This is a genomic window from Massiliimicrobium timonense, from assembly GCF_042850985.1.
Classification (GTDB): domain Bacteria; phylum Bacillota_I; class Bacilli_A; order Erysipelotrichales; family Coprobacillaceae; genus Allocoprobacillus.
On the sequence record NZ_AP031415.1, the window covers coordinates 1,395,398 to 1,420,547 of the forward strand.

Here is a 25,150-nt window from a genome sequence, read left to right on the forward strand (position 1 = left end):
TTATATGCTTATTATGAATATTCTTCAAATAAAAAAGATTTCTAATTGTTAGAAATCTTTTTTTGATCATGTAATTCTTCAATAATACTTTCAATTTTATTTCCATATTCTAAAGATGTATCCATAATAAACTGAAGTTCAGGACATTTACGAATTGTTAAACGTTTAGCAAGTAAACTACGGATAAATCCTTTAGAATGCTGTAGAGCTTCCATTCTTTTTTGAGGATTTTTATTCAAAAAAGATACATAAACTTTCGCAATAGATAAATCATTTGTGACTTCCACACCGGTAATTGTACAAAAACCAATAGATGGATCCTTAACTTCCATTTGAATAATATCAGATAGTTCTCTTTGAATAATATTATTAAGTTTTTCTTTCTTTAACACCATAAAAGATTAACGCCTACTTTCTTTCAACTTCTTCCATAATGAATCCTTCAATAATATCTCCTTCTTTAATATCATTGTAGTTTTCAATTGTCATACCACATTCATAACCAGCTGATACTTCCTTTGCATCATCTTTAAATCGTTTTAAAGAAGCCAGTTTTCCTTCATAAATGACAACCCCTTGACGAATCAAACGAATTCCACAATCACGACGAATATAACCATCTGTTACATAAGAACCAGCAATATTTCCTACTTTAGATACTTTAATAACTTGTCTGATTTCTGCCTGACCTGTAACAACTTCTTCCAATTCTGGAGCCAACATACCTCGCATAGCAGCTTCAATTTCTTCAACCATCTTGTAGATAATATTATGCAGTCTGATTTCTACTCCTTCTTCTTCTGCTTTACGTCTAACATTAGCATCCGGACGTACATTAAATCCATAAATAATAGCCTTTGAAGCACTTGCTAATAAGACATCTGATTCACTGATTGCTCCCACTGTTGAACGAATAACATTGACACGAACACCATCAATATCAATTTTTTCTAATGATCCCTTAACAGCCTCAGCAGTTCCATTCACATCAGCTTTAACAATAATATTCAAATGAGCCACTTGGCCTTCTTTAATTTGATTAAATAAGTCATCTAAGCTCATAGCTGAGCTGACGCCACGATCTTGTTCCTGTTTTGCCTTTTGTCTTTCTTCTCCAACATGACGAGCCATTTTTTCTGTTTCAAATGCCATGAATTTATCACCAGCAACAGGGACATCATTTAAACCTGTAATTTCAACAGGTGTAGATGGTCCGGCTTCTTTCAATTCTTTTCCATGATCACCTAACATTTGACGCACACGTCCAAAAGCTGTTCCTACAACAATAGGATCTCCAGCTCTTAAAGTTCCATTTTGAACAAGTAATGTAGCAACAGGACCACGTCCTTTATCCAAACGTCCTTCTACAACACTACCATAAGCATAACGTTTTGGATTAGCTTTTAAATCTGCAAGTTCAGCAACAACAGTTAGTGTTTCCAATAATTCTTCGATACCAATTCCCTTTTTAGCTGAAATGTTACAGTAAACAGTATCTCCACCCCATTCTTCAGGCATAAGTCCCAATTCACTCATTTCACCTTTAATACGTTCTGGATCAGCACCCTCTTTATCAATTTTGTTAATTGCAACAACAATTGGAACACCCGCAGCTAAAGCATGGTCTACAGCTTCTTTTGTCTGTGGCATCACACCATCATCAGCAGCGACAACAATGATAACGATATCTGTTAATTGAGCTCCTCGAGCACGCATAGCTGTAAAAGCTTCATGTCCAGGTGTGTCTAAGAAAGTAATCTTCTTACCACCCACTTCAACTTGATAAGCACCGATATGTTGAGTAATACCGCCAAACTCCCCTTCAGCAACTCTTGATTTTCGAATATAATCAAGCAATGTTGTTTTTCCATGATCAACATGTCCCATAATTGTGACAACAGGTGGTCTACCAACTAAATCAGCTTCATCATCAACAATTTCAATATCTTCAAAATTAATCTCACTGACAACAACTTTCTTTTTAGCCTCATATCCATATTCCAGACAAATGAGTTCAACCTGTTCATCAGTTAATGATGAATTGATTGTCACCATAGTTCCAAGCATAAATAAAACTTTAATGACATTGGCTGGTGTTTGCCCAATCATTTCGGCTAATTCACCAACAGTAATTCCATCTTCATACTCAACAATTCCATCACCTAATTTCTTTTCTTCCTTTTTTTGAGGAATATTAGAAATTAATTTCTTTTTCTGATGATTTCCTTTCTTTTTTGCAGATGTATTCTTTTTTGCCATAATATCAACCTCCTCATTTTGATTTGATTTTATTTGCAAAACCTTTATCCAATATACCTATAGCCACACGATTATCTTTACCAATAGCTCTTGAAATTTCTTCAATCGTTCCATCAATTTGGTAATCGACATGATAATAAGTACATTTATCCATGTATCTTTTTTTTGTATTTTCACTGGCATCCTGTGCAATCAAAACAAAGTATGCTTTTTGACTGCGAATAGACTTCAATAAAATATCTCCCGTCGCTATTTTTCTGGCACGCATGGCCAGTCCTAATAAAGATACCTTATTTTTATCCAACATATTTTTTTAATTCCTCATAAATCGTATCTGGAATATCAACTTCCAGAGATTTCTTTAAAACACCTTTCTTTTGAGCAAGTTCAATAGCTTCCAGACTTCTTTTTAAATAAGCACCTCGTCCATTCATCTTACCAGTAGGATCAACAAAAACTTCTCCCTCTTTATTTCTAACGACACGAATCAACTCTTTTTTAGGGAGTTGTTCCTGCGTTGCGACACATTTTCTTAAAGGTATTTTTCGCATTCAAAATCACCCCTATTTTTCATCATAATATTTATCAAATTCATCATAATCGATATCTTCATCATATTTTGGATCATAATCATAGTCTTCATACTCATCATCATAATCCTCATCATAATCATCAAATGTTTCTTCATCATGGTTATCATCTTCTACCATATCATCTTCTTGAAGATCAGCAACCATTTGATGTTCTTCACTTTCAAAAGTTTCTTCTTCATCATGATCCGGTTCAATAACTTCATCCTGTTTTGTCATTTCTGCTTCAAATGATTTTTCAAATTCAGCATCAGCTCCATAAACAATACCTTCACGTGCAGCTTCACTGACTGATTTAATATCAATCTTCCATCCTGTTAAACGGACAGCCAAACGGGCATTTTGACCTCTTTTTCCAATCGCTAATGATAATTGATTATCTGGAACAATAACCAATGCACTATGATCATCTTCATGAATATCAACATGAACGACATCAGATGGTGAAAGAGCATGAGAAATATACACAACAGGATCTTCGCTCCACTCAATGATATCCACCATTTCACCATTTAATTCATTTACAACATTACGAACACGTGATCCCTTTGGTCCAACACAGGCACCAATTGGATCAATATTTTCATGACTTGTATAAACAGCGATTTTACTACGATCTCCAGCTTCACGAGATACAGATTTAATTTCTACAGTGCCATCATAGATTTCAGGAACTTCTATTTCGAACAATCTTTTAACTAATCCCGGTTCCGTTCTTGAAACACCAATATGTGTTCCTTTGGTATTACGTTCAACATCACTGACATAAACTTTAATACGTTGTCCTTCATAAATCTTTTCACCTGGAATTTGTTGTTTTAAAGGCAACAGAGCTCCTGTTCTACCAATATTGATAATCGCAAAACGTTCTTCCACACGATCAACAGTTCCATTAATAATATCATCTTTTTTATCAATATATTCATTATATAATGTTTCTTTTTCAGCTTCTCTAATTTTTTGTTTTAAAAGCTGTTTTGTCTGAATGGCTGCTAAACGCCCAAAGACTTCAGGATCAACTTCAGTGACAACATCATCACCTACTTGATATTTTGGATTAATCATTTGTGCTTCTTCTAAAGACAATTCATAATCTTCATCATTCACATCATCAACAACATGTTTAATTTCATATAAACGAATTTTTCCAGTGATTTCATTAATTTCCACACGAATAATAGATTCAGGACCCCCATAATTCTTTTTATATGATTTTTCTAGTGCTTCTTTTAAAGCATCAAGAACAATTTCTTTCTTGATTCCTTTTTCACTTTCTAATAAATCAAGTGCCTGAATAAATTTTTTACTAGCCATTTTTTATGATCCTCCTTAAAATTGAACAGCTAACCTTATAAATGCAATATCATTGTAATCAATGATACATTTTTTCTTTATATTTTTTACCATATACTGCAATTCAATACGTGTATCTTCCACACTTAGAATTGTTCCATAAACATCATTCATTCCTAATGTTGGATTCTTAAATTGAATATACACATATTCACCGACAGAATCTTGCACCTTTTGTAATGTTTTTAAAGGTTTTTCAGCACCGGGAGAAGATACTTCCAAATAATATTCATCAGCAATCAAATCTTCTTGATCTAACATCTCACTAATGGCTTCACTGACAGCCACACATGTATCCATATCTAGATGCCCATTATTCTTTTCAATAAAAATGCGTAAGTACCATTCATTTTTTTCTTTGACATATTCAATGTCATCAAGATAAACATCATGTTCATCAAGTATGGGTTGAATAAGTTGTTTTATTTTTTCTAACATATAATCCTCCGTCTACAAATATAAACGAGAGGGTTCCCCCTCTCGTAAATCACTGATTACTTTTATAATATAACATAATCAATCACAAAAAACAATGCTTTCATCATTATTTTTTACCATAAATCAAATAATGATAACTGATTTTCTTCTGACATATTTTCAAAAGCTCCCAGCTTTGTTAAAAAGTCAATTTGATTATTTGTTAATTTTGTACGTTTCATCACATCTTCTTTCGATAAAAACTTATTGTGTTGACGTGCTTCAACGACACTATCACCAACCGATGTTCCTAGCCCATCAATAGAAACAAATGGTGGCAACAAAGCTGTATCATCATCTGGATCCATTATAAAATTTTGTGAATCTGATTTTTCCAAAGAAATATTACTGAAATGGTAACCACGTTCAAACATCTCTAAAGCAATTTCAAAAACAGAAATCAAAGCTTCTTCTTTATTAGAAATCTTGATACCATTTTGTTTGTCATTCAAAATACTTTGATATTTATGATACACAGCATCACGCCCTTGAATCATCGTTTCAATATCATAGGCATCACAACGCGTTGTAAAATAAACCGCATAATATTCTCGAGGATAATACAGCTTCCACCAAGCTACACGAACAGCACTTAAAACATAAGCTGCAGCATGAGCTTTAGGGAACATGTATTTGATTTTCTTACATGATTCAATATACCACGTTGGGACATCATGTTGTCGCATTAATTCTTCATATTTCTTTTCTGGAAAGACAACTGGTGATTTTCCTTTACGAACACATTCCATAATATCAAAGGCATCTTTATTTGGTAATCCTTTTTCAATTAAATAGACCATGATATCATCACGACATCCAATAACTTCTTTTAAAGTACATGTTCCAGAACTAATTAAAGTTTCTGCATTTCCCAAATAAACATCCGTTCCATGTGAAAGACCTGACAAAATGACAAGATCGCTAAAAGACGTTGGATGTGTCTGTTCAAGCATTCCACGTACAAACTTCGTTCCAAATTCCGGTAATCCTAAAGCACCTGTCTTACAATTCAAAAAACTCAAATCAATTCCCAAAGCATCCGTAGAATTAAATAAACTCATAACCTTAGGATCATTGGTTGGAATATCCTTAGGATTAACACCCGTTAAATCCTGCAACATTCTTATAACTGTTGGATCAACATGACCTAAAATATCAAATTTCAAAACATTATCATGAATGGCATGGAAGTCAAAATGTGTCGTTTTCCACTCAGCACTCAAATCATCAGCGGGATATTGATAAGGTGTAAAATCAAAGACATCCATATTTTCTGGAATAACAATAATCCCTCCAGGATGTTGACCAGTTGTACGTTTGACCCCTGTACATCCTTTCGCAATTCTTTCTAACTCTGCTTGACGCATCGTATTTTCTTTTCCCATTAATTCAGCATACCCTTTAGCATAACCATATGCCGTTTTTTCAGCTACTGTTGAAATCGTTCCAGCACGATAAACATGACTTTCTCCAAAAATTTCTTTTGTATAAGCATGAGCGGTTGGCTGATAATCTCCAGAGAAGTTTAAATCAATATCTGGGACTTTATCAGCATTAAAACCTAAGAATGTTTCAAATGGAATATTATGTCCATCCCCTTTTAAAGGATGTCCGCATTTTGGACATGTTTTATTTGGTAAATCATATCCATTAGCAATATAACCTTCTGGTAAAAACTCATTATATTGACAATGTGGACAATAATAATGTGGAGGTAAAGGATTTACTTCTGATATATTAGCCATTGTCGCAACAAAGGATGATCCTACCGATCCTCGACTTCCTACTAGATATCCTGCTTCATTTGATTTTTTAACCAGTTTATGAGCAATATAATAAATCACACCAAAACCATGTTTAATAATATTATCCAATTCTTTTGTTAAACGTTTTTCAACAATATCCGGTAAAACTTCCCCATATTGTTTATGAGCATTATCAAAACAGAGTTGACGTAAATTTTCATCTGCATTATCAATATGTGGTGTAAACAATTTGTCATGGACAACATGGAATGTTCCATCAATCATATCCGCAATCTTATTTGTATTTTCAACAACATATTCATATTTTTCATCTTCACTTAAATAAGATAGACTAACCATCATTTCTTCAGTTGTTCGTAAATATTCATCCGGTGTCCAGGCAGTGGGATTAGAACGATCTGTCAAAGGATGCAAAGCTCCTCCCAGTCCAATTTTAGGGTTACAAGTAAAGACATCTCTAAAAATTTTATCTTTTTGATCTAGATAATGAACATCACCAGTCGCTACAATCATTTTTCCCATGTCTTTAGCTGTATCTACAATACGACGTAAAATACGAATTAAATCTTCCTTTGTATCAATACGACCACGTTCCACAAAATATTGGCAGATATCTAATGGCATAATTTCAATATAATCATAAAATGCCATTGCCTGTTTTAATTCATCAAGACTTCTTGTCATAGCCAGATCAAAGATTTCTGAGTTATAGCAGCCACTTCCAAACAGCAATCCTTCACGATAAAATTCAAGTCGTTCACGAGGAATACGGGATGTTTTTTCAAAATAAGTTGTGTTCGCTTCTGAAACAAGTTTAAACATATTCTTTAATCCTGTTTTATTTTTCGCAAGGACACACATATGTTTAGGACGGACAATCTTATAGGCATTAGGACATTCCATTGCATTCATGTCCAGCACATCATAATATCCCTGTTGCATTAAATCATGTAGCATCATATTGAAAACACCTGCCAGAACTTCAGCATCATAATCAGCACGGTGAGCATCATCACCATCATATGGAATACGATAATGCCTTGCAACATTTCCTAAACGATACCCTTTTAAATCAGGAAGTAACTTCCAAGCCAGAGTTAATGAATCAATGGCTGGATTTTTTAATTTTGGATAACCATAACGTACAAGAATTTCATTTAAAAAACCTACATCGAATGTCGCATTATGAGCTACAATGACATCATCTTGAAAGAAATCAAGAATTTGTGGAATGAATTCTTCAATGGTTGGGGCATCTTTGACATCATCATTCGTAATATGAGTTAACTGTGTAATCTTTTGTGAAATATGCTTTTTTGGTTTAATTAAGCTTTGAATACGACCAATTTCCTGTCCATTTTTTATCTTGACAGCACCAAACTCGGTAATATCATCATCCATAACAGATAAACCAGTTGTTTCCAAGTCAAAAGAAACAAATGTCAAATCCTTAAGAGAAGCTTTTCTTTCATTATAAACAACAGTAAAAGCTGGATCAATCATATACATTTCTACACCATAAATCATTTTGATTTTATGTTTAAGACTGGCACTTTGCGCTTCAGGGAAAGACTGAACATTACCATGATCTGTAACTGCAATAGCCTGATGTCCCCAATAAGCAGCTCTTTCAATATATTCAGAAATACTGCCAATTCCATCCATTGCTGACATTTTAGAATGAACATGCAACTCAACACGTTTTTTCTCAGCCTGATCCTGACGAACTTTAGGCGAAGGAATCACTTCTACTTCTCGGGCAATAATGACAGTATCTTTCATATAGGCATCGTATTCAACATTTCCTTTGACACGAACCCATTTATCTCCCTTTTTGACCTTATTCATTTCCTCAATACTATTTCCACCCTTGTTTTCAAAACGTTTGACTACAATACTATTGGTATAATCCGTCACATACAAAGATTGAATTGTCTTCCCTGATTTAACCTTCTTAGAATCTTCTTTAAAAATATATCCTTGAATCATGACTTCTTTAACAGTATCATCAATTTCATCAATAGATATCGCAAAATAATCTTTTTTATAACCCTGATATTTAGGTTTATGTTCCTTTTTTACAGTCACTTCTTTCTGTTCAAAAGTTTTCATATCAACTTGTACTTCGTTTAAAGCATCCATTTCTTCTTGAATAGATTGATATGTCTGATTATTTTGATCAATATATGCATGAAAACCAATCTGCATTCCAAATTTATTAAAATATTTGTCAAAAATCTTATATAATTTTTCTAATTGTTGTAATTGTATCTCATTGACAACTTCAATACGAAGCGTATTGTCTTCAAAAGATAATAGTTCTTCCTTGATAAAATCAATTTGAGGAAAACGTTGTTTTAAACCATCAAAAATAAAAAGTGCATATTCGATGGCATCTTTTTGGGTATAGGAAGATGCCCAATCAAAAAGAAATTCACATGGATAAGGAAATTCATTTTTTGCTGAAAATAATAAACGAATTTCATTTAATGGCACAATATGCGCAGAACCAATATAAAATGTATAAGAATTATCTTTATGTACAACTACACGTTCAATATACGCATGTTTTAAAGCATTCACTTCATCTTGAAGATGCAGTTGCTTCAATAAAATAAGCATTTTATCCATCAAAATAACCTCCTATATCAAAAAGGGATTGAAATCCCTTTTATTGAAATATTCTTAAAATATCTTGATACGTGACAAAAATCATTAACAACATGACAAGTCCTAAACCACATAACTGCAAAGCAACCTTTACTTTTTCTGGTAATTCACGTCCAATAATCTTTTCAACAATCGCAAAAATGACTTGGCATCCGTCCAATGCAGGAATAGGCAATAAATTAAAGATACCAACATTGACAGAAAGCAAAGATAATAAATTTAAAATGTAAGTGATCTGCCCTGTTTCAGTCACTTGTGAAGTCACTTGATAAATACCAACCGGTCCAGATAATTGCGTCACGGTTTCACTAAAGCGTGTAATCAGTTGACTCAAAGCCGCAAAAATAGCCATACTCATTTCACCAATAGAAATAAATGTATACTGAATAGCTTCAGCCACATTCATAGAACGTGTTGCCTGATAAATGCCTAGTTTATAAGCTTGTGAAGACTGGTCATACTTTAATGTTGCCTGTAAAGTTTCTGTTTTTCCTTGACGATCAACCTTCAATTTCACATGAATGGTATCAGCTGTTGTATTCAATCCTTTTTGTGTTAATTGAATATCTTCAAAATTGGATACCAGAATCACTTCTCCAGTTTCATTCACAGTCAATTCTTGAAGCACATCTCCAGCTTTTAAACCAGCCTGTTGAGCAGGAGAATTCTCTATGACCTGCCCTATTTGAGCATTTTGAACAGGTAATTGACCACTGATTACATTCACTCCAAAAGTCACGACAATAGCCAATACAAAGTTCATGAAAACACCAGCTAAAAAGATAATGACTTTTTGGTATGTTTTAATTCCTTTTAAAGTGCGTTCAATAGGAATATCTTTTAATTCTTCATCATCACTTTGTTCTTCACCTGCCATTGAAACAAAACCACCAAATGGTAATGCTCGAATTTCGTATTCTGTTTCTTTTCCTTTTTTAGACCATATCTTTGGTCCAAAACCAATGGAAAAATGAGAACAATAAACACCAAATATTTTTGCAGCAATAAAATGTCCAAATTCATGAATGATAATAATCGTTCCTAATATTAATAAAAATACTATTAAAGTAATGATTGTCTGCATCTATATTTCTCCTACTCTTTCTCGTACAAAATTTCTTGCCCATTGATCAATTTCAATAAGCTGTTCTAAAGTGGGATGATCAACCCAATGATGTGCTCGCATCGTTTCCTCAACATATTTTTCAATATCTAAAAAAGCAATTTTTTTAGATAAAAACAGTGCATTAGCCTGTTCATTTGCACCATTTAAAACACATGGCATGGAACCACCTTTACGTCCAGCTTCATAGGCTAAAGCTAAAGCATGGAAGCGATGAAAATCTGGTTTTTCAAAATGAAGTGTTCCCATATCACTTAAAGATAAATGTTTACCACCAAGTAAAGGCAAACGATGAGGATACGTTAAAGCATATTGAATAGGTAAACGCATATCTGGTGTCCCCAGTTGAGCAATAATGGCAGTATCTTGATATTCAACCATAGAGTGAATAATACTTTCTGGATGAATCAGCACTTCAATATCATCATAATCAACATCAAAAAGCCATTTGGCTTCCATCACTTCTAACCCTTTATTAAAAAGCGTTGCACTATCAATTGTAATTTTTGCTCCCATTGACCAATTAGGATGTTTTAAAGCATCTTCAACGCTCACATGTTCTAGTTCACTTCTTGATTTATCACGGAAACTCCCACCACTGGCTGTCAAAATAATCTTACGAATCTCCCCATGATATTCACCATTAAGAGATTGAAAAATAGCAGAATGTTCACTATCCACTGGCAATAATTGTACATTGTTTTCTTTGACCAATGGAATGATTAAATGACCCGCAACAACCAATGTTTCCTTATTGGCTAAAGCAATATCTTTATGAGCCTGAATAGCTTTCATGGTAGGAACCAATCCAGCAAACCCTACAATCGCATTTAAAACAATATCAATTTGTGGTAAAGTTGCAATTTGAATTAAACCATCCTGCCCACAATAGAAATGAACATCCTTATATTTTCTTTGAAGATATTCCATATCTTCTTGTTTTTGTACACAAATATGTTTTGCGTGAATAACAGTCATGATTTTTTCTAACAAATCAATATTTTTCCCAGCACTCATGGCAACAATTTCAAATTCATCACGATGATGTCTAACAACATCAACCGTCTGTTGACCTATCGAACCAGTTACTCCTAAAACACATATTTTTTTCATACTAAGCCACCACCATTGTTATAAAATGAAGTAAAATACCAAAAACCATTGCATTAAATAAAATCGAATCAAAGCGATCCAAGATTCCACCATGTCCTGGTAACAATTGAGAAAAATCTTTCACTTCAAATATTCGTTTCATACTACTAAATGTTAAATCTCCTATCTGACTTGTTATTGTTAAAATGAGGCACATGACAATAAACCACACTAACGGCATATCTATTTGAATATATGCGCCATAAGCGCCAGAAAGAACCGTTCCTAAAATGATTCCACCAATTGAACCTTCAATGGTTTTTTTAGGAGAAAGACGAGGATTCAACTTATGTCTTCCTAAACACATCCCCGTAAAATATGCCCCTGTATCCGTTCCAAAAGTAGCCAAAGCCAGAATTAAAATATAATCAAAGCCATATGTTAAACGCAATTGATAAAGCATATGTAATCCCATACCAATTAAAACACCTGCTGTAAAATAATAACTTAATCTCAAAAAATTGATACCATCATCAAACATACTACAGGCCATCAATACAATCATGTATAAAATCATGATTTCACTTGAAATCAACAATGACTGATCAAAAAATAATGAATAAAACACAAACAATCCAACAATAGGATAAAGATAAAAATGAGCACGAGGACGATTACAGATAGAAAGCATTTCAAAAACAGCAATCCCTGCAACAATACCCAGTAAAATTTTAAAAGCTATTCCACCTAGAATAACACATGGCAGAATGACTGCTAAAAGTATCAATCCTGTGATAATGCGTGTTTTCATTTGACGACACCTCCAAATCTTCTTTCTCTACCTTGATATACAGCAATTGCATAATGTAGCCTTTCTTCATCAAAATCAGGCCATAATGTATCATCAAAAACAAATTCAGCATAAGCCAATTGCCAAAGCAGAAAATTAGAAAGACGTTTTTCTCCACTGCTTCTTACCATCAAATCAACTGGTGGTAAATCTTTTGTCATTAAATGCTTTTCAAAATAATCTTCATTAATATCATCTAATGAAATCTGACCATGTTTATATTCTTCACAAATGATTTTCGTTGCTTCAACAATCTCATCACGCCCACCATAAATAAAAGCAAAAGTTAAAATCAAACCATGATTACGTGATGTCTGTGATACAGCTTCTTCAATAATACGTCTTGTTTCTAAAGGTGCCATTTCCAAATGTCCAATATAACGAATCGAAACATCATTATCCATCAATTCTTTTAAATATAATTGAAAAAATTCTTTAGGCAATTTAAAAATATAATCCACTTCACTTGCTTCTCGTTTAAAATTTTCTGTAGAAAAAGCATAAACTGTCATTGCTTTTACACCTAAACGATTGGCTTCTAAAGCCAAAGTTCGTATTGTTTTTGTTCCTTCATGATGACCATACGTACGTGGCATCTTTCTTTTTTTAGCCCAGCGACCATTGCCATCCATTATAAAAGCAATGTGTTGAGGAATATTGTTCATATCTAAATCATATTCTATTTCTCTTTTTTTCTTAAAAAACATACTGTCACCTCATAACCTTTTTGTATTATAACATAAAAGAAAGCAACATGCGAACTCTTATCAAAAAATATTCAACAAAAAAACTCCTGCTTTATGCAAGAGTCAAAAGAAACTAGACAGTCATTAAATCATTTTCTTTTTCTTTTGTTAATTGATCAATGATTTTGACATATTGATCAGTTAATTTTTGAACTTTTTCTTTACCAAGTTTTACTTCATCTTCAGTTAATTCAGCCTTTTCAACATCATCATTAGCACTTCTACGAATATTACGTAAAGCAACTTTTGCTTCTTCAGCATATTTTTTTGCTTGTTTGACATACTCTTTTCTTGTTTCCTCTGTTAATGCTGGAACATTGATACGTATGATTTCTCCATCATTTTGAGGTGTTAAACCAAGATTAGCTTCATAGATGGCATGTTCAATATCTTTTAAACTGTTGCGATCATAAGGCTTAATAACCAATTGACGTCCTTCAACAACAGAAATACCAGCTGTTTGATTTAAAGGTGTCATTTCACCCCAATAATTCACTTTCACTCTATCAAGCATCGTTGGATTTGCACGACCTGTTCTTACAGAAGAAAGTTCATGTTTAAAAGCTTCAATTGATTTTTCCATTTTTTCTTTTGTTTCTTCTAAAATAAGATCTAACATGTTTCATTCCCTCCTTTCGAAATAATTGTACCTATAGATTCGCCATTACATGCACGAGCAATATTACCATCTTCCTGCATATTAAATACACAAAGATCAATACCATTATCCTTACATAATGTAATAGCTGTCTGGTCCATAATATGTAAATCTTCATTTAAAACATCTAAATAAGTGATATGATCATATTTTTTAGCATTAGGATCAACTTTTGGGTCAGCAGAATAAACACCATCAACACCATTTTTAGCCATTAAAATAACATCTGCATTCATTTCTGCAGCACGTAAAGCCGCTGTTGTATCAGTAGTAAAGAATGGACTTCCTGTTCCTGCTCCAAAAATGACAATACGATTTTTTTCCAAATGACGAACAGCCCTTCTTCTAATATAAGGTTCTGCCACTTCTTTCATATCAATAGCTGATAATAATCGAGTATCTAAACCAATCGCCTCTAATGCATTTTGTAAAGCCATACCGTTCATCACAGTCGCTAACATACCCATATAGTCAGCTGCTGCTCTTTCCATACCCATGTCACTGCCTGTTTTTCCACGCCAGATGTTTCCACCACCACAGACAATAGCAATTTCAACACCTAAATCTTTCGCATCTTTGATCTGTCTGGCAACATCAGCCACAACTACAGGATTGATACCAAATCCCTGTTCACCAGCCAATGCTTCTCCACTTAATTTTAATAAAACTCTTTTGTACTTCATATGATCTCTCCTCCATTTTACAAGAAAAGGGCACAATAAGTGTGTCCTCTCTATAAATTTCAATTATCCTCTCATTTGAGCAGCAACTTCTTCGGCAAAGTTTTCTTCACGTTTTTCCATTCCTTCTCCAACTTCAAAACGTACCATTTCTAAAACTTTTCCGTTTCCTAAGTATTGAGCTACTGTTTGATCAGAATCTTTAATGAATGCTTGATCTACTAAGCACATTTCTTTTAAATTTTTATTTAAACGACCTTCAATCATTTTTTCAATGATATTTTCTGGTTTTGGTTTTGCACTCTTTGCATTTTCTTCCATAGCTTGAGCTTTTAAAACAGTTCTTTCATGATCTAAAATTTCAGCAGGAATCGCTGTTCTATCAATATATTGAGGAGCAATTGCAGCAACTTGCATAGCAATATCTTTTGCTTTCACTTCATCAATACCTGCAGCTTTTACTAAAGCACACATTTTTCCACCCATATGTGAATAAGCACCAAAGATTTCATCATCATTTTTTGTCATCACTGCAAATCTTCTTAAGCTTAATTTTTCACCAATTTTACCACTCTTTTCAGCAATAACAGTTCCTAAATCTTTACCATCAACATCTAACTGTAAAGCAGCTTCAACATCTTGAGGTTTTGCAGTAACAATTGCTTTTGCTGTTAAAGCAACTAATTCCTGGAACTCAGCATTTTTAGCAACGAAATCTGTTTCAGAGTTCACTTCAACAATTGCTGCAGCATTTCCATCTACGACAAATGCTGTTAAACCTTCAGCAGCAATACGATCTGCTTTTTTTGCAGCTTTTGCAATTCCTTTTTCTCTTAACCAGTCAAAAGAAGCCTCTAAATCACCATCACAAGCTTCAAGTGCCTTTTTACAATCCATCATTCCAGCACCAGTTTTTTCACGTAATTCTTTTACTAATTTTGCACTAATAGCCATTTTTTTCTCCTCCATCATTTTTTATAAAAAAAGGAAAGCATAAGCTTCCCCTCTTATTCATTATGCTTCAGTTTTTTCTTCTTTAACTTCAGCTGGTTTGCTTACTTCAGCATTTTTGTTATTTCTAGGACGTCCAGCATTTTTATATCTAGGTCCTTTTTGTTTATTTTCTTCTACAGAAGCGACAGCATCATTCATAGATACTTCTTTATCATCTTCATCTTTCACATAAGCAACTGTGACTGGTTCATCTTTTGCTTCACATACAGCATCAGCCATAGCAGCAACAATTAATTTAACAGCTCTAATAGCATCATCATTAGCTGGGATCACATAATCCACTTCATCAGGATCACAGTTTGTATCAACAATACCAAACACAGGAATACCTAAGATTCTTGCTTCTGCAACTGCATTGTGTTCAACTTTAGGATCAACAACAAATAAAGCATTTGGTAATCTTCTCATTTCTTTGATACCACCTAAGTTCTTTTCTAACTTAGCTTTTTCTTTCATAAGAAGAACTGCTTCTTTCTTTGTAAATAATTCTAAAGTTCCATCTTCTTCCATTTTTTCTAATTCTTTTAATCTTCTAATTCTCTTTTGAATTGTTTTAAAGTTAGTTAATGTTCCACCTAACCAACGAGAATTCACATAGAAACTTCCAGATCTTTCAGCTTCAGTTTGAACAGCTTCTTGAGCCTGTTTTTTTGTTCCTACAAATAAAACTTTTCCACCTTTCGCAACGATATCCATTAAAGCTGCATAAGCTTCATCAATTTTATCAGATGATTTCTTTAAATCAATGATATAGATACCATTTCTTGCTGTGAAAATGTATGGAGCCATTTTTGGATTCCATCTTTTTGTCTGATGTCCAAAATGAACACCAACTTCTAATAATTTTTTCATTGAAATTACTGCCATTGTAACTTCCTCCTTTTCGTTTTTTCCTCCATTGTTTCTAACACAAACCACCAATCGGCACTCGGTTCATGAATTCACAATGTGTGTATTTCTAATACCCGTAGTATAATACCATAACACATCAAAAAAAACAAGATACTTTCCTATTTTTTTATATTTTTTAAAAGAATCTCAACCATTTCTTTTTCATCTTTTATTTTTCCTTCCATCAGATAATAATTATGAAACCCTCTACGATAAATCAAACGCTGATGAACAATGGGTGGACACTTATTTAAAAAAGAAGGAATCATCCCATAATATGTTCTTAAATACACATAAATAAACCGATAATAACAAACCAGCTGATAAAACAGATATCCTATAATAATCAGTGTATTTGTCTGTAAATAAAAAAGAAAGAGTAAACAATAAACAAAGATAGATATTTTTAATGTTGTTAATAATGCTTTCTTTAAATCTATAATACTTTGTAAAAGCAAGCTTAGAAATCTACCACCGTCCAAAGGATAGATAGGTAAAAGATTAAAACACAAAACAAACATATTCATTGTTAATAAAAAGTCCTGATAAACACCATGACTTAACATTTGAATTCCTGCATAAATAAACAAATGACTACATGGTCCAGCAAGAACAACACACATTTCTTTCCAAATGGGCTGAAAATAAAAATCTTCTAAATACAAATAAGCACCAAAAGGTAAAATTTCAATTTTTTGAATTTGAAAACGAAAATAATATGCCATCAAAAGATGACATATTTCATGCAAACAGACAATTCCCAGTGTAGAAAGATACCATTTCAAATAGCCTCCCAGCCATGCAAAGACAAAATAAAGGAGTGTTAGAGGATGAATAGAAACTTTAAGATATAAGTTCTTCAAATGTTGAATAATCAATTTCCTGTTCACCTTGTGTAAAAATAATCATAACCTGATTGTCATATGTTCCTAAAATTGTAGCTTCTTCAACTTGATCATATAAGCCTACAAAAACATCCTGCATATTTCCAAAAGTCACTTCGACATTATTTTCCAAAAGAACCGTCACATAGTTTCCAAGTAGATTTTGTTTCCCAACATAAATCACACGCCCTGTTGCAAAATTCAACACTTCATTTGTTTGACTTTTATAATAATTATCTTTAACATGCGTGTAACTCACAGTTGAAGAAACAGTCATTGATGAATCCTGATTTTGAAAAGATAGGAAGTGTTGATTAAACCATTTGGTCACTTGAGAAAACTGCAAATCATTTAAAACGTAATCTCTTATATAGTCACCATGAGGACTCACCTTAACATAGGCACAAATCGCAATACCTACAAGTAAAGCAACCATTGCCTTAATCATTCCATTATATATTTTGGTAAAATGATGGTCAGTCAATACAGGGTGACGACGAGCCTTTCTTTTTTCTATTCGTCTTTTGATGTCATCAATATCATTCACAAGTTTTCACCTCATTTTAACTTATGAAAAAGATTATAAAAATATTATCCAAAAAGACGTTCTAATAAAGCTTTTCGTTTATTTTTTTGAAATGGAACTTCCTGTCCTTCCAGACGTTTGACAATACGATCAAAACAACGATAAAGATTTTCTTTTTTATTCATATAAATTGGTATTCCCTTATTATTCGCTTCAATCATATCATGTTCATCAAAAACGATACCAATTAAAGGAATAGACAAAATATCATAAGCTTCTTTTAATGAAGGGCAACGTCCTTTGAAAACATCTGTTTCATTATATTTATTGACAAGCATATGTAACTGATCCACACCCTGCTTTAAAAGTAAACCAACAACACGATCAGCATCTCTTAGAGAAACTATATCTAGATTCACTACAACAATGGCTTCCTTTGATAAACCACTGGCATATTGAAATCCTTTTTCAATCCCTGCAGGACTATCAATCAAAATATAATCAAAATCCTTTTTCAACTGTTCAACGACTTTAATCATATAGTCAAGATTCAAGTTTTCAAAAGATAGTGCTTTACATGCTGGTAAGAGATACAACGAAGGCATACGTTTATCTTTGACAAGAATTTGCTGGAGAGAACATTTATTAGAAATCACATCTTTAAGATCATAAATGACACGATTTTCTAATCCCAGCATAACATCTAAGTTTTTTAATCCAAAATCAGCATCTATTAAACAGACTTTTTTATTTGTATGAGCCAAAGCATAACCCAAATTAATAGTCACGCTGCTTTTCCCAACGCCACCTTTACCCGACGTAATCACAATTGTTCGACACATATTTTTCCTCCTTAGCCAAAATAATCTGATTATCTTTATAATAGATGCTTGTGAGTGCAGAAGTTGTCAAATCATGTAAGCACTGTTGATTTATTATAATTTGTGCTTTTTGGAAATCATGACCATATATTTTGACATCTTCATTCATTGCGACAATTGTTCCTTTGACTGTATTTAAAAAATAAACATCCTGATAACAATAAACATAGCTCCCTGTATTCACGATACCTAAAAATAATGTTTCATAATCAATTACCATTTCTTCACCATTATGCAACTGTTCTTTTCTGATTTGAACACGATGAGGTTGTTGTAAAAGTGTCATTCCATCAAATAAGATTCGCTCTTTTTGATTTAACAACATCAATAATTGTCCTAACTCATCATTAGACACTTCTCGACAACCAAAATCAAAAAAAGCTCTTGGATAATAACCCTCCTGTATAAATAGAGGTTGATCCAAAAGCTGATCTAAATCTTCTAAAAACTGATCAAAAGAACAGTTTTTCTGTACTTTCATAATAAGTCTGCCATTAATTCCTTTGACTTCAATATTCATTATTCCACCTCAATTTTCACTTTATTGTAAATCCAGTAAACCCCAATAGACAAGATTCCATTAAACAATAACGTTGGTAACAATTGCATCACAACAAATGAAACCATTGGATATCTTGTCATGTTGGTAATCCACATCAACCAATATACAATACATTCTTGAGCGAATATTGTCAAAATACAAAATATGATTGATTCAATGATATTTAAAGTGTCTAATTTAAAAAGATAAGAACGAACAAAGGCGATTAAACAATAAATAAGGATATATATGGCTAAAGAGTTAGCATAAACAATAGAATAATAAACACTGCATAGAGTTGCAAAAAAGTAACGTTCTGCTCCTGCTTCAATGGTTCTAACAAGCAAAGCAAACATCATTAAACCAAGACATGGTGTAATTGTTATACTTGTTTTCGTAAAATTATAGGGTAAAAAATAATGAATTGTACTATCGACAACAAAACAAAGGAACACCACTAAAAAGCATTTGACCAGATAACTATCCTGAACACGTTTTCTCATTGCGTATTCACCCTTTGTACTACAGCTACATCATTTAATTCATTAAAATCAACACTTGGCGTTACATCACAAACTGATTCTGTGGCATCATCACCACTTGTATAATTTTCAACAGTACCCACTAAAATGCCCTTTGGACTTTTTCCAACGCCACCTAAGCCACTCGTTACAACTTTCGCATTTTTTTCAATTTTTTCAACATCACTTAATAAAGTAATAGAATATTTATGTGTATTAATATCATAACGATTCAATAATCCATAGTATTCATCTTCGCCACTTATAATCATGACTGGCAATTGAGATTTGGCAGTTTCACTTGATAATAATGAAACTGTCGCAGAAATTTCACTCACATTAGTAATCGTTCCAATCATTCCCTGGGCGTTTATAACGGCCATTCCTTCCTGTACCCCAGAAATCTTACCAAGATTAATGGTTACCTGATTATTCCAGTTTTGTGCATCCCTAGCAATAACATTCGTATATTTCACTTGATATTCAGTTGGTAAATATTTAATATCCATGATTTCTTTTAAATCGTTTAATTCATTAGTAAGAACCTCATTCATAGCACTTTCTCGAGCTAGATTATCTAACTGTTCCTTTAATTTCGCATTTTCTTCATAAACATCTTTTAAATCATTATATTCTTCAAACAGACCAGTTACATATTGAATAGGAGCTTTAATGATATAATACTCCAGATTTGCTATAGTATCTTTAAATATAATTTCTATTCCTGAAGCCGAACGACTTGTCACCAATGTTATCACAGAAAATAAAACAAGGATAACAGTGGCAATAACAATTCTTTTTTTCTGTTTCGTCCATTTATTGCCTTTTCTATACAAAAATATCACCTCTTGTCATTCATACATTATAATATCTCCATATAAAAAAAGCAATTCATAAAAAATCTTTTATCAAATTCCTATATTTTCACATCATTCATGATAAAAAAACAACTGTTTAGCTTGTATACTATAAAACTGATTCCAGCCAACAATAATATGATCCATCACTTCAATTGCCATCATTTCTCCAAGTTTTTGAAACTGACTGGTTAATAAAACATCTTCTTCACTAGGCAATGCATCCCCACTAGGATGATTATGAATCAAGACAATTTTGGCACTATTAACAGCTATTGCTTCTTTAAAAACTTCTCTAGGTGTGACAACACTCATATTTAATGAACCAATAAAAATAGTTTTTTCTTTAATCACTTTATTTTTATTATCTAAGCATAACAACAAAAAATGTTCCTGTTTTAAAAACATTAGCTGATTATGCACTCTTTCAAAAATATCCAAAGGATTCAAAAGAGATTTTTCCATTGTAGAAACATCTTTTAATCTCTTAGCAATTTCTATAATACTTAATATTTCAATCGCTTTTGCCTGTTTAATTCCCTTTAAAGCTGTTAAATCGGCATAGGTCACATTACTTAATTGAGCAAAGCCACCAATTTGTTTTAAAAGACGTTGTGAAAGCTGAATAACTGATTCACTTTTATGTCCGGTCCTTAAAATCAAAGCCAATAATTCTACATTACTCAAATTTTCTATACCATAAGTTAACGCTTTTTCTCTCGGATTTTCTTCTAATGGTAAAGTTTTGATCATGACACATCACCTTGAGATAAATTATCTAAAAGCATTTGAGTTGTCGTAGATGAAGGAACTGTATAAGTTTTCATAATTCCTTTTACTTGTGTGGCATGTTTTTCAATGTCTTCTTTTTGTTCACTAATCATAGATAAAACATAATATTGATCATTTTTCATATAAGTATAGCCTTTAATACCCATGTCTTTGAGTTCTTTTAATTTTTGATCTTTATTGTCTGCTTCTTTATAAATCCCTACTTGATAGGCATATAATGTTTTTTGTCCTAAAGAACATCCATATGTAAAGATCAGCATAAAAGCCAATGAGCAAATCAAAGCCATGATAACAACTTTCCATTCAAACTTCATTTTCATCACCCCTTCTATTATATGCTTTCATGCATAAAAATATGAAAGGCTTAAAGCCTTTCATATCATCAATCACGCCATTCAATACTGATGAGTCTTGGTATTGAAATTCTTCCCTTTTTAGATTTAATGATCTTATAGGCTGCAGCTCCTAAAATTAAATAAAGTAAAGCTGTCGCAATAAGACTTCCTCCTTGAATTTCACATTGTTGCTGTAATGTTAACTCTTTCATGTTGACCCTTCCTTTCATCAGTAGCTCCCTATTATTTATATATACATTTTTTTCGCATTTTTCTTCTTAAAAATGAAAAAAAGTGAAATTTTTTTCAATTTCACTTTACATTTGATTTAATTTATCTTTCATTGTATTAAATTTTGATTGATAATCAGCCAGTTTCTGTTTTTCCTGTTCAACTTTTTGAGCAGGTGCCTTAGAAACAAAGTTAGGATTAGAAAGCATGGATTCACAACGCTTGATTTCATTTTCAAGCTTTTTAATTTCATCTTCCATTTTTTTCTTTTCAGCTTCTAAATCAATATAATCACCTAGTTCAATAATCAATGCATTTCCACCTTTAATCATTTCTGTTGCTACATTTGAAGATGTTTCAACATTATATCCAAAACAACGTGCATGACATAACTTATAAATATATGGAGAAAGATTTTCCAATAAATTTTCAAGCTGGTTATCCTGTGTTTGAATTGAATAAGCAATTTCAATAGCATTTTTTATAACATATTGGGCTCTTAAATTTCTAATCCCTTTAATAATATCAATCAAATAAACAAACTGATCTTGAATTATTTCATTATTGAAATCCGGATTAACTGTTGGCCATTTTGCAATACAGATAGATGGCTGTAAATGAGGAATTGATAAATAAATTTCTTCTGTTACAAAAGGCATGAATGGATGTAATAATCTAACTATTGCGTTTAATACATAAACCAGTGTATTTTGGGTTGCTTTCTTTTCTATTTCATCATCACTGTTTAAATGAACTTTTGATAATTCAATATACCATGAACAAAAATCATCCCAGATAAAGTTATACAATTCACTACCAACATTAACAAATTCAAACTTATCCATATTCTCATCAACTGAAGTAATAACTTCGTTTAAACGATTTAAAATCCATTGATCAGCCAAATTCAAATGGTCAAAAGATAAATTCTGATAAGACATATCATCATCAATATTCATTAAAACAAATCGAGCACTATTCCATATTTTATTGATGAAATTCCATGCCGCATCTAGTTTTTCTGGAATATATCTTAAATCCATACCCGGTGCAGAATTAGTTGTTAAAAAGAAACGTAAAGTATCCGCTCCATATTGATCAATAACATCCATTGGGTCAACACCATTACCTAAAGATTTAGACATCTTTCTACCCTGTTCATCACGAATCAAACCATGAATCAAAACATTTTGAAATGGTCTTTGTCCTGTAAATTCTAATGACTGGAAAATCATTCGAGAAACCCAGAAAAAGATGATATCATAACCTGTTACCAATGTATCTGTTGGAAAATAACGTTGATAAAGTTCACTTTCTGTATTTGGCCATCCCATTGTTGAAAAAGGCCATAATGCACTTGAAAACCATGTATCAAGCACATCTTCATCCTGTTTCCAGTTTTCAATGTCTTGTGGTGGCTCTTTTCCTACATAAATTTCTCCTGTTTCTTTATGATACCATGCAGGAATTTGATGTCCCCACCATAATTGACGTGAAATACACCAGTCTTCAATATTTTCCATCCATTGTTTAAAAGTCTTTTCAAAACGTGGTGGCACGAATGAAACTTTAGAATCTTTCATCTGATTTTCTAAGGCTGCATTCGCTAATGGTTTCATTTTTACAAACCATTGCTTAGATAAATAAGGTTCTACAATAGCATGACTTCTTTCAGAATGCCCTACTTGATGCATATGTTTTTCAATATGATCAACGACACCTCTTGATTCAAAATCGTGAACTAGAGCTTCACGACATTCAAAACGATCCATTCCCTGATAAGGTCCACATAATTCATTCATTGTGCCATCATCATTCATACATTTAGGCATTGCTAATTGATATTTTTTAGCAAGAGCAAAGTCATTAGGATCATGCGCAGGTGTACATTTCATAACAGCTGTTCCAAAGCTCATATCAATATAACTATCTGCCATAATTGGTAAGGCTTCACCATTAGCCGGGTTAATAGCATGTTTTCCAACCAGATGCTGATATCTTGTATCATCAGGATGAACAAAGATAGCCTGATCGGCAAACATTGTTTCTGGACGTGTTGTTGCGATAACTAGATTTTCACCTGTTTCCACAACTTCGTAATTGAAATAATACATATGTCCTTCAATTTCTTTATGAATAACTTCAATATTAGATAAAGCCGTGCGTTGTACTGGATCCCAGTTAATAATACGTTCTCCTTGATAAATATAACCTTTTTTATAAAGTGTTACAAAAACAGTTTTGACTGCTTCACTTAATCCTTCATCTAATGTGAAACGTTCTTTTGTGTAATCAAGAGAAAGACCTAATTTTTCCCATTGACTACGAATAATAGAAGCATATTCTTCTTTCCAAGACCATGCTTTTTCTAGAAATTTTTCACGTCCTAAATCATAACGAGAAATTCCGTCTTCTCTTAGACGTGCTTCCACTTTAGCCTGTGTTGCAATCCCCGCATGATCCATTCCCGGTAACCACAAAGCATCATAGCCTTGCATTCTTTTATAACGAATAATCATGTCTTGTAAAGTTGTATCCCAAGCATGTCCCAAGTGAAGTTTTCCTGTTACATTTGGTGGTGGAATAACAATACTATATGGTTTTTTAGAAGTGTCTCCAGCTTCAAAATAGTGATGATCTAACCATGTGCGATATTTCCCTTCTTCAACGGCTTTATGATCATATTTCGTCGCTAATTCTTTCTTCATTATTTTCAACTCCCTCTTTCAAATCTTCTTCTGGTATTTCATAATCATAGAAATCTTCCTTATGATCTAAAACATATTGCGTTAATTTTTCATTGACATTTGTTGTGCTGACAAGAGTAATAAACTCATTGGTAAAGTCAGTAAAATTATAGCGTGAATAATCTCCCATTTCTGGATCATCTTCATCATCATCTTCGTCATTTTCAATAATTTCAGCAAAACGTCTTGCTGCCTTCATTAAATCAGCCAATTCATGTGCTCCAATTTTTTCAAATATATCTACGATCATTGGCACAAATGGTTGACTGGCAGGACTTAAAAAGAAACTATGTAATGATGCATTACGACCTTCTAAAGATGTTGTAATCATATAAATGCCATAAACTGTTTTTTCACTTTCGTTCATTTGTTCAAAATAATGTTCAAAATCATCATTTTCTTTTCTCATACAATGAAACAAAGCAGCTGCTGTCACATCTTCTCTAGGACATACATCTAAGACTCCCGGTCTTAAATATGAATATTTTTCTTTCTTTTCCTCATATTCCAGTAATGCTTTTTGACGTTGTGCCTTTCCTTCATTAATTCTTTTCATAAAGAAATAACCTAAAAAAATCAAAGCTGCAATAAATAATCCCCATATAATATAATTTGCCATTTTTCTCCTCCTTCAATAAAAAAGAACATTCGTATAAGGACGAATGT

Annotated in this window: 26 protein-coding genes and 1 other annotated feature (1 of these 27 only partly in view); all 26 genes read right to left on the minus strand. The window is 32.7% G+C overall.

Going from position 1 to position 25,150, the window contains the following annotated elements:
* Window positions 1–41 precede the first annotated feature (41 nt).
* The 26 genes from rbfA to ACGHJ8_RS07455 all read right to left on the minus strand — a co-directional run bounded on the left by rbfA (window position 42) and on the right by ACGHJ8_RS07455 (window position 25,103).
* Entirely contained in the window at window positions 42–395 is a 354-nt protein-coding gene (rbfA, locus tag ACGHJ8_RS07330; protein WP_087357456.1) for a 30S ribosome-binding factor RbfA, read from the minus strand.
* A gap of 13 nt (window positions 396–408) precedes the next feature.
* The gene (infB, locus tag ACGHJ8_RS07335) at window positions 409–2,259 is read right to left on the minus strand and encodes a translation initiation factor IF-2 (RefSeq protein ID WP_087357457.1); all 1,851 of its coding nucleotides are present in this window, start codon (window positions 2,257–2,259) and stop codon (window positions 409–411) included.
* A gap of 13 nt (window positions 2,260–2,272) precedes the next feature.
* Window positions 2,273–2,566, minus strand: a complete 294-nt coding sequence (locus ACGHJ8_RS07340; RefSeq protein ID WP_087357458.1) for a ribosomal L7Ae/L30e/S12e/Gadd45 family protein — start codon at window positions 2,564–2,566, stop codon at window positions 2,273–2,275.
* On the minus strand, window positions 2,556–2,810 hold the full coding sequence (gene rnpM, locus ACGHJ8_RS07345; RefSeq protein ID WP_390539601.1) for an RNase P modulator RnpM: 255 nt from the start codon (window positions 2,808–2,810) through the stop codon (window positions 2,556–2,558). The genes ACGHJ8_RS07340 and rnpM overlap by 11 nt, the downstream gene beginning before the upstream one ends.
* 12 nt (window positions 2,811–2,822) lie before the next feature.
* Window positions 2,823–4,163 carry a transcription termination factor NusA gene (gene nusA, locus ACGHJ8_RS07350; protein WP_390539603.1) on the minus strand — a complete coding sequence of 447 codons (1,341 nt, stop codon included), beginning with the start codon at window positions 4,161–4,163 and terminating at the stop codon, window positions 2,823–2,825.
* 15 nt (window positions 4,164–4,178) lie between these two features.
* Window positions 4,179–4,640 carry a ribosome maturation factor RimP gene (gene rimP, locus ACGHJ8_RS07355; RefSeq protein WP_205088793.1) on the minus strand — a complete coding sequence of 154 codons (462 nt, stop codon included), beginning with the start codon at window positions 4,638–4,640 and terminating at the stop codon, window positions 4,179–4,181.
* 113 nt (window positions 4,641–4,753) lie between these two features.
* Window positions 4,754–9,076 (minus strand): PolC-type DNA polymerase III, encoded by a 4,323-nt coding sequence (locus ACGHJ8_RS07360; protein WP_390539605.1) that lies wholly within the window; start codon window positions 9,074–9,076, stop codon window positions 4,754–4,756.
* Between the two features lie 40 nt (window positions 9,077–9,116).
* On the minus strand, window positions 9,117–10,199 hold the full coding sequence (rseP, locus tag ACGHJ8_RS07365; RefSeq protein WP_087357463.1) for an RIP metalloprotease RseP: 1,083 nt from the start codon (window positions 10,197–10,199) through the stop codon (window positions 9,117–9,119).
* Window positions 10,200–11,351: a 1-deoxy-D-xylulose-5-phosphate reductoisomerase gene (locus tag ACGHJ8_RS07370; protein ID WP_205088795.1), complete on the minus strand. Its 1,152-nt coding sequence runs from the start codon at window positions 11,349–11,351 to the stop codon at window positions 10,200–10,202. It abuts the gene before it with no gap.
* Window position 11,352: 1 nt separating this feature from the next.
* On the minus strand, window positions 11,353–12,141 hold the full coding sequence (locus ACGHJ8_RS07375) for a phosphatidate cytidylyltransferase (protein WP_390539607.1): 789 nt from the start codon (window positions 12,139–12,141) through the stop codon (window positions 11,353–11,355).
* Entirely contained in the window at window positions 12,138–12,887 is a 750-nt protein-coding gene (locus ACGHJ8_RS07380) for an isoprenyl transferase (protein ID WP_087357466.1), read from the minus strand. The genes ACGHJ8_RS07375 and ACGHJ8_RS07380 overlap by 4 nt, the downstream gene beginning before the upstream one ends.
* A 112-nt stretch (window positions 12,888–12,999) precedes the next feature.
* Window positions 13,000–13,545, minus strand: a complete 546-nt coding sequence (frr, locus tag ACGHJ8_RS07385; RefSeq protein WP_087357467.1) for a ribosome recycling factor — start codon at window positions 13,543–13,545, stop codon at window positions 13,000–13,002.
* The gene (gene pyrH / locus ACGHJ8_RS07390; protein ID WP_205088798.1) at window positions 13,539–14,267 is read right to left on the minus strand and encodes a UMP kinase; all 729 of its coding nucleotides are present in this window, start codon (window positions 14,265–14,267) and stop codon (window positions 13,539–13,541) included. The genes frr and pyrH overlap by 7 nt, the downstream gene beginning before the upstream one ends.
* Before the next feature lie 63 nt (window positions 14,268–14,330).
* Window positions 14,331–15,218 (minus strand): translation elongation factor Ts, encoded by an 888-nt coding sequence (tsf, locus tag ACGHJ8_RS07395; RefSeq protein ID WP_390539610.1) that lies wholly within the window; start codon window positions 15,216–15,218, stop codon window positions 14,331–14,333.
* A gap of 60 nt (window positions 15,219–15,278) precedes the next feature.
* Window positions 15,279–16,145, minus strand: a complete 867-nt coding sequence (rpsB, locus tag ACGHJ8_RS07400) for a 30S ribosomal protein S2 (protein ID WP_087357470.1) — start codon at window positions 16,143–16,145, stop codon at window positions 15,279–15,281.
* A gap of 143 nt (window positions 16,146–16,288) precedes the next feature.
* The gene (locus tag ACGHJ8_RS07405) at window positions 16,289–17,047 is read right to left on the minus strand and encodes a site-2 protease family protein (RefSeq protein WP_211964306.1); all 759 of its coding nucleotides are present in this window, start codon (window positions 17,045–17,047) and stop codon (window positions 16,289–16,291) included.
* Window positions 17,013–17,600, minus strand: coding sequence for a M23 family metallopeptidase (locus tag ACGHJ8_RS07410; protein ID WP_205088801.1), 588 nt, complete (start codon window positions 17,598–17,600; stop codon window positions 17,013–17,015). Before ACGHJ8_RS07410 ends, ACGHJ8_RS07405 begins: the two co-directional genes overlap by 35 nt.
* A 44-nt stretch (window positions 17,601–17,644) precedes the next feature.
* A complete protein-coding gene (gene minD / locus ACGHJ8_RS07415; RefSeq protein WP_087357473.1) occupies window positions 17,645–18,421 on the minus strand; it encodes a septum site-determining protein MinD in 777 nt (258 codons plus the stop codon).
* Entirely contained in the window at window positions 18,390–18,980 is a 591-nt protein-coding gene (locus ACGHJ8_RS07420) for a hypothetical protein (RefSeq protein WP_390539614.1), read from the minus strand. The genes minD and ACGHJ8_RS07420 overlap by 32 nt, the downstream gene beginning before the upstream one ends.
* Window positions 18,980–19,504: a hypothetical protein gene (locus ACGHJ8_RS07425; protein WP_087357475.1), complete on the minus strand. Its 525-nt coding sequence runs from the start codon at window positions 19,502–19,504 to the stop codon at window positions 18,980–18,982. The genes ACGHJ8_RS07420 and ACGHJ8_RS07425 overlap by 1 nt, the downstream gene beginning before the upstream one ends.
* Window positions 19,501–20,367 (minus strand): rod shape-determining protein MreC, encoded by an 867-nt coding sequence (gene mreC, locus ACGHJ8_RS07430; protein ID WP_390539616.1) that lies wholly within the window; start codon window positions 20,365–20,367, stop codon window positions 19,501–19,503. The genes ACGHJ8_RS07425 and mreC overlap by 4 nt, the downstream gene beginning before the upstream one ends.
* A gap of 84 nt (window positions 20,368–20,451) precedes the next feature.
* Window positions 20,452–21,132, minus strand: coding sequence for a DNA repair protein RadC (radC, locus tag ACGHJ8_RS07435; protein WP_087357477.1), 681 nt, complete (start codon window positions 21,130–21,132; stop codon window positions 20,452–20,454).
* Window positions 21,129–21,485 (minus strand): hypothetical protein, encoded by a 357-nt coding sequence (locus ACGHJ8_RS07440; RefSeq protein ID WP_390539619.1) that lies wholly within the window; start codon window positions 21,483–21,485, stop codon window positions 21,129–21,131. The genes radC and ACGHJ8_RS07440 overlap by 4 nt, the downstream gene beginning before the upstream one ends.
* A gap of 68 nt (window positions 21,486–21,553) precedes the next feature.
* Window positions 21,554–21,718, minus strand: coding sequence for a hypothetical protein (locus ACGHJ8_RS07445; RefSeq protein WP_164483534.1), 165 nt, complete (start codon window positions 21,716–21,718; stop codon window positions 21,554–21,556).
* A 105-nt stretch (window positions 21,719–21,823) separates the two neighbouring features.
* The gene (locus tag ACGHJ8_RS07450; RefSeq protein WP_087357479.1) at window positions 21,824–24,445 is read right to left on the minus strand and encodes a valine--tRNA ligase; all 2,622 of its coding nucleotides are present in this window, start codon (window positions 24,443–24,445) and stop codon (window positions 21,824–21,826) included.
* The gene (locus ACGHJ8_RS07455) at window positions 24,417–25,103 is read right to left on the minus strand and encodes a DUF4375 domain-containing protein (protein ID WP_087357480.1); all 687 of its coding nucleotides are present in this window, start codon (window positions 25,101–25,103) and stop codon (window positions 24,417–24,419) included. Before ACGHJ8_RS07455 ends, ACGHJ8_RS07450 begins: the two co-directional genes overlap by 29 nt.
* A 32-nt stretch (window positions 25,104–25,135) precedes the next feature.
* Window positions 25,136–25,150 (minus strand) — a binding site (T-box leader); it runs 190 nt beyond the window's last position.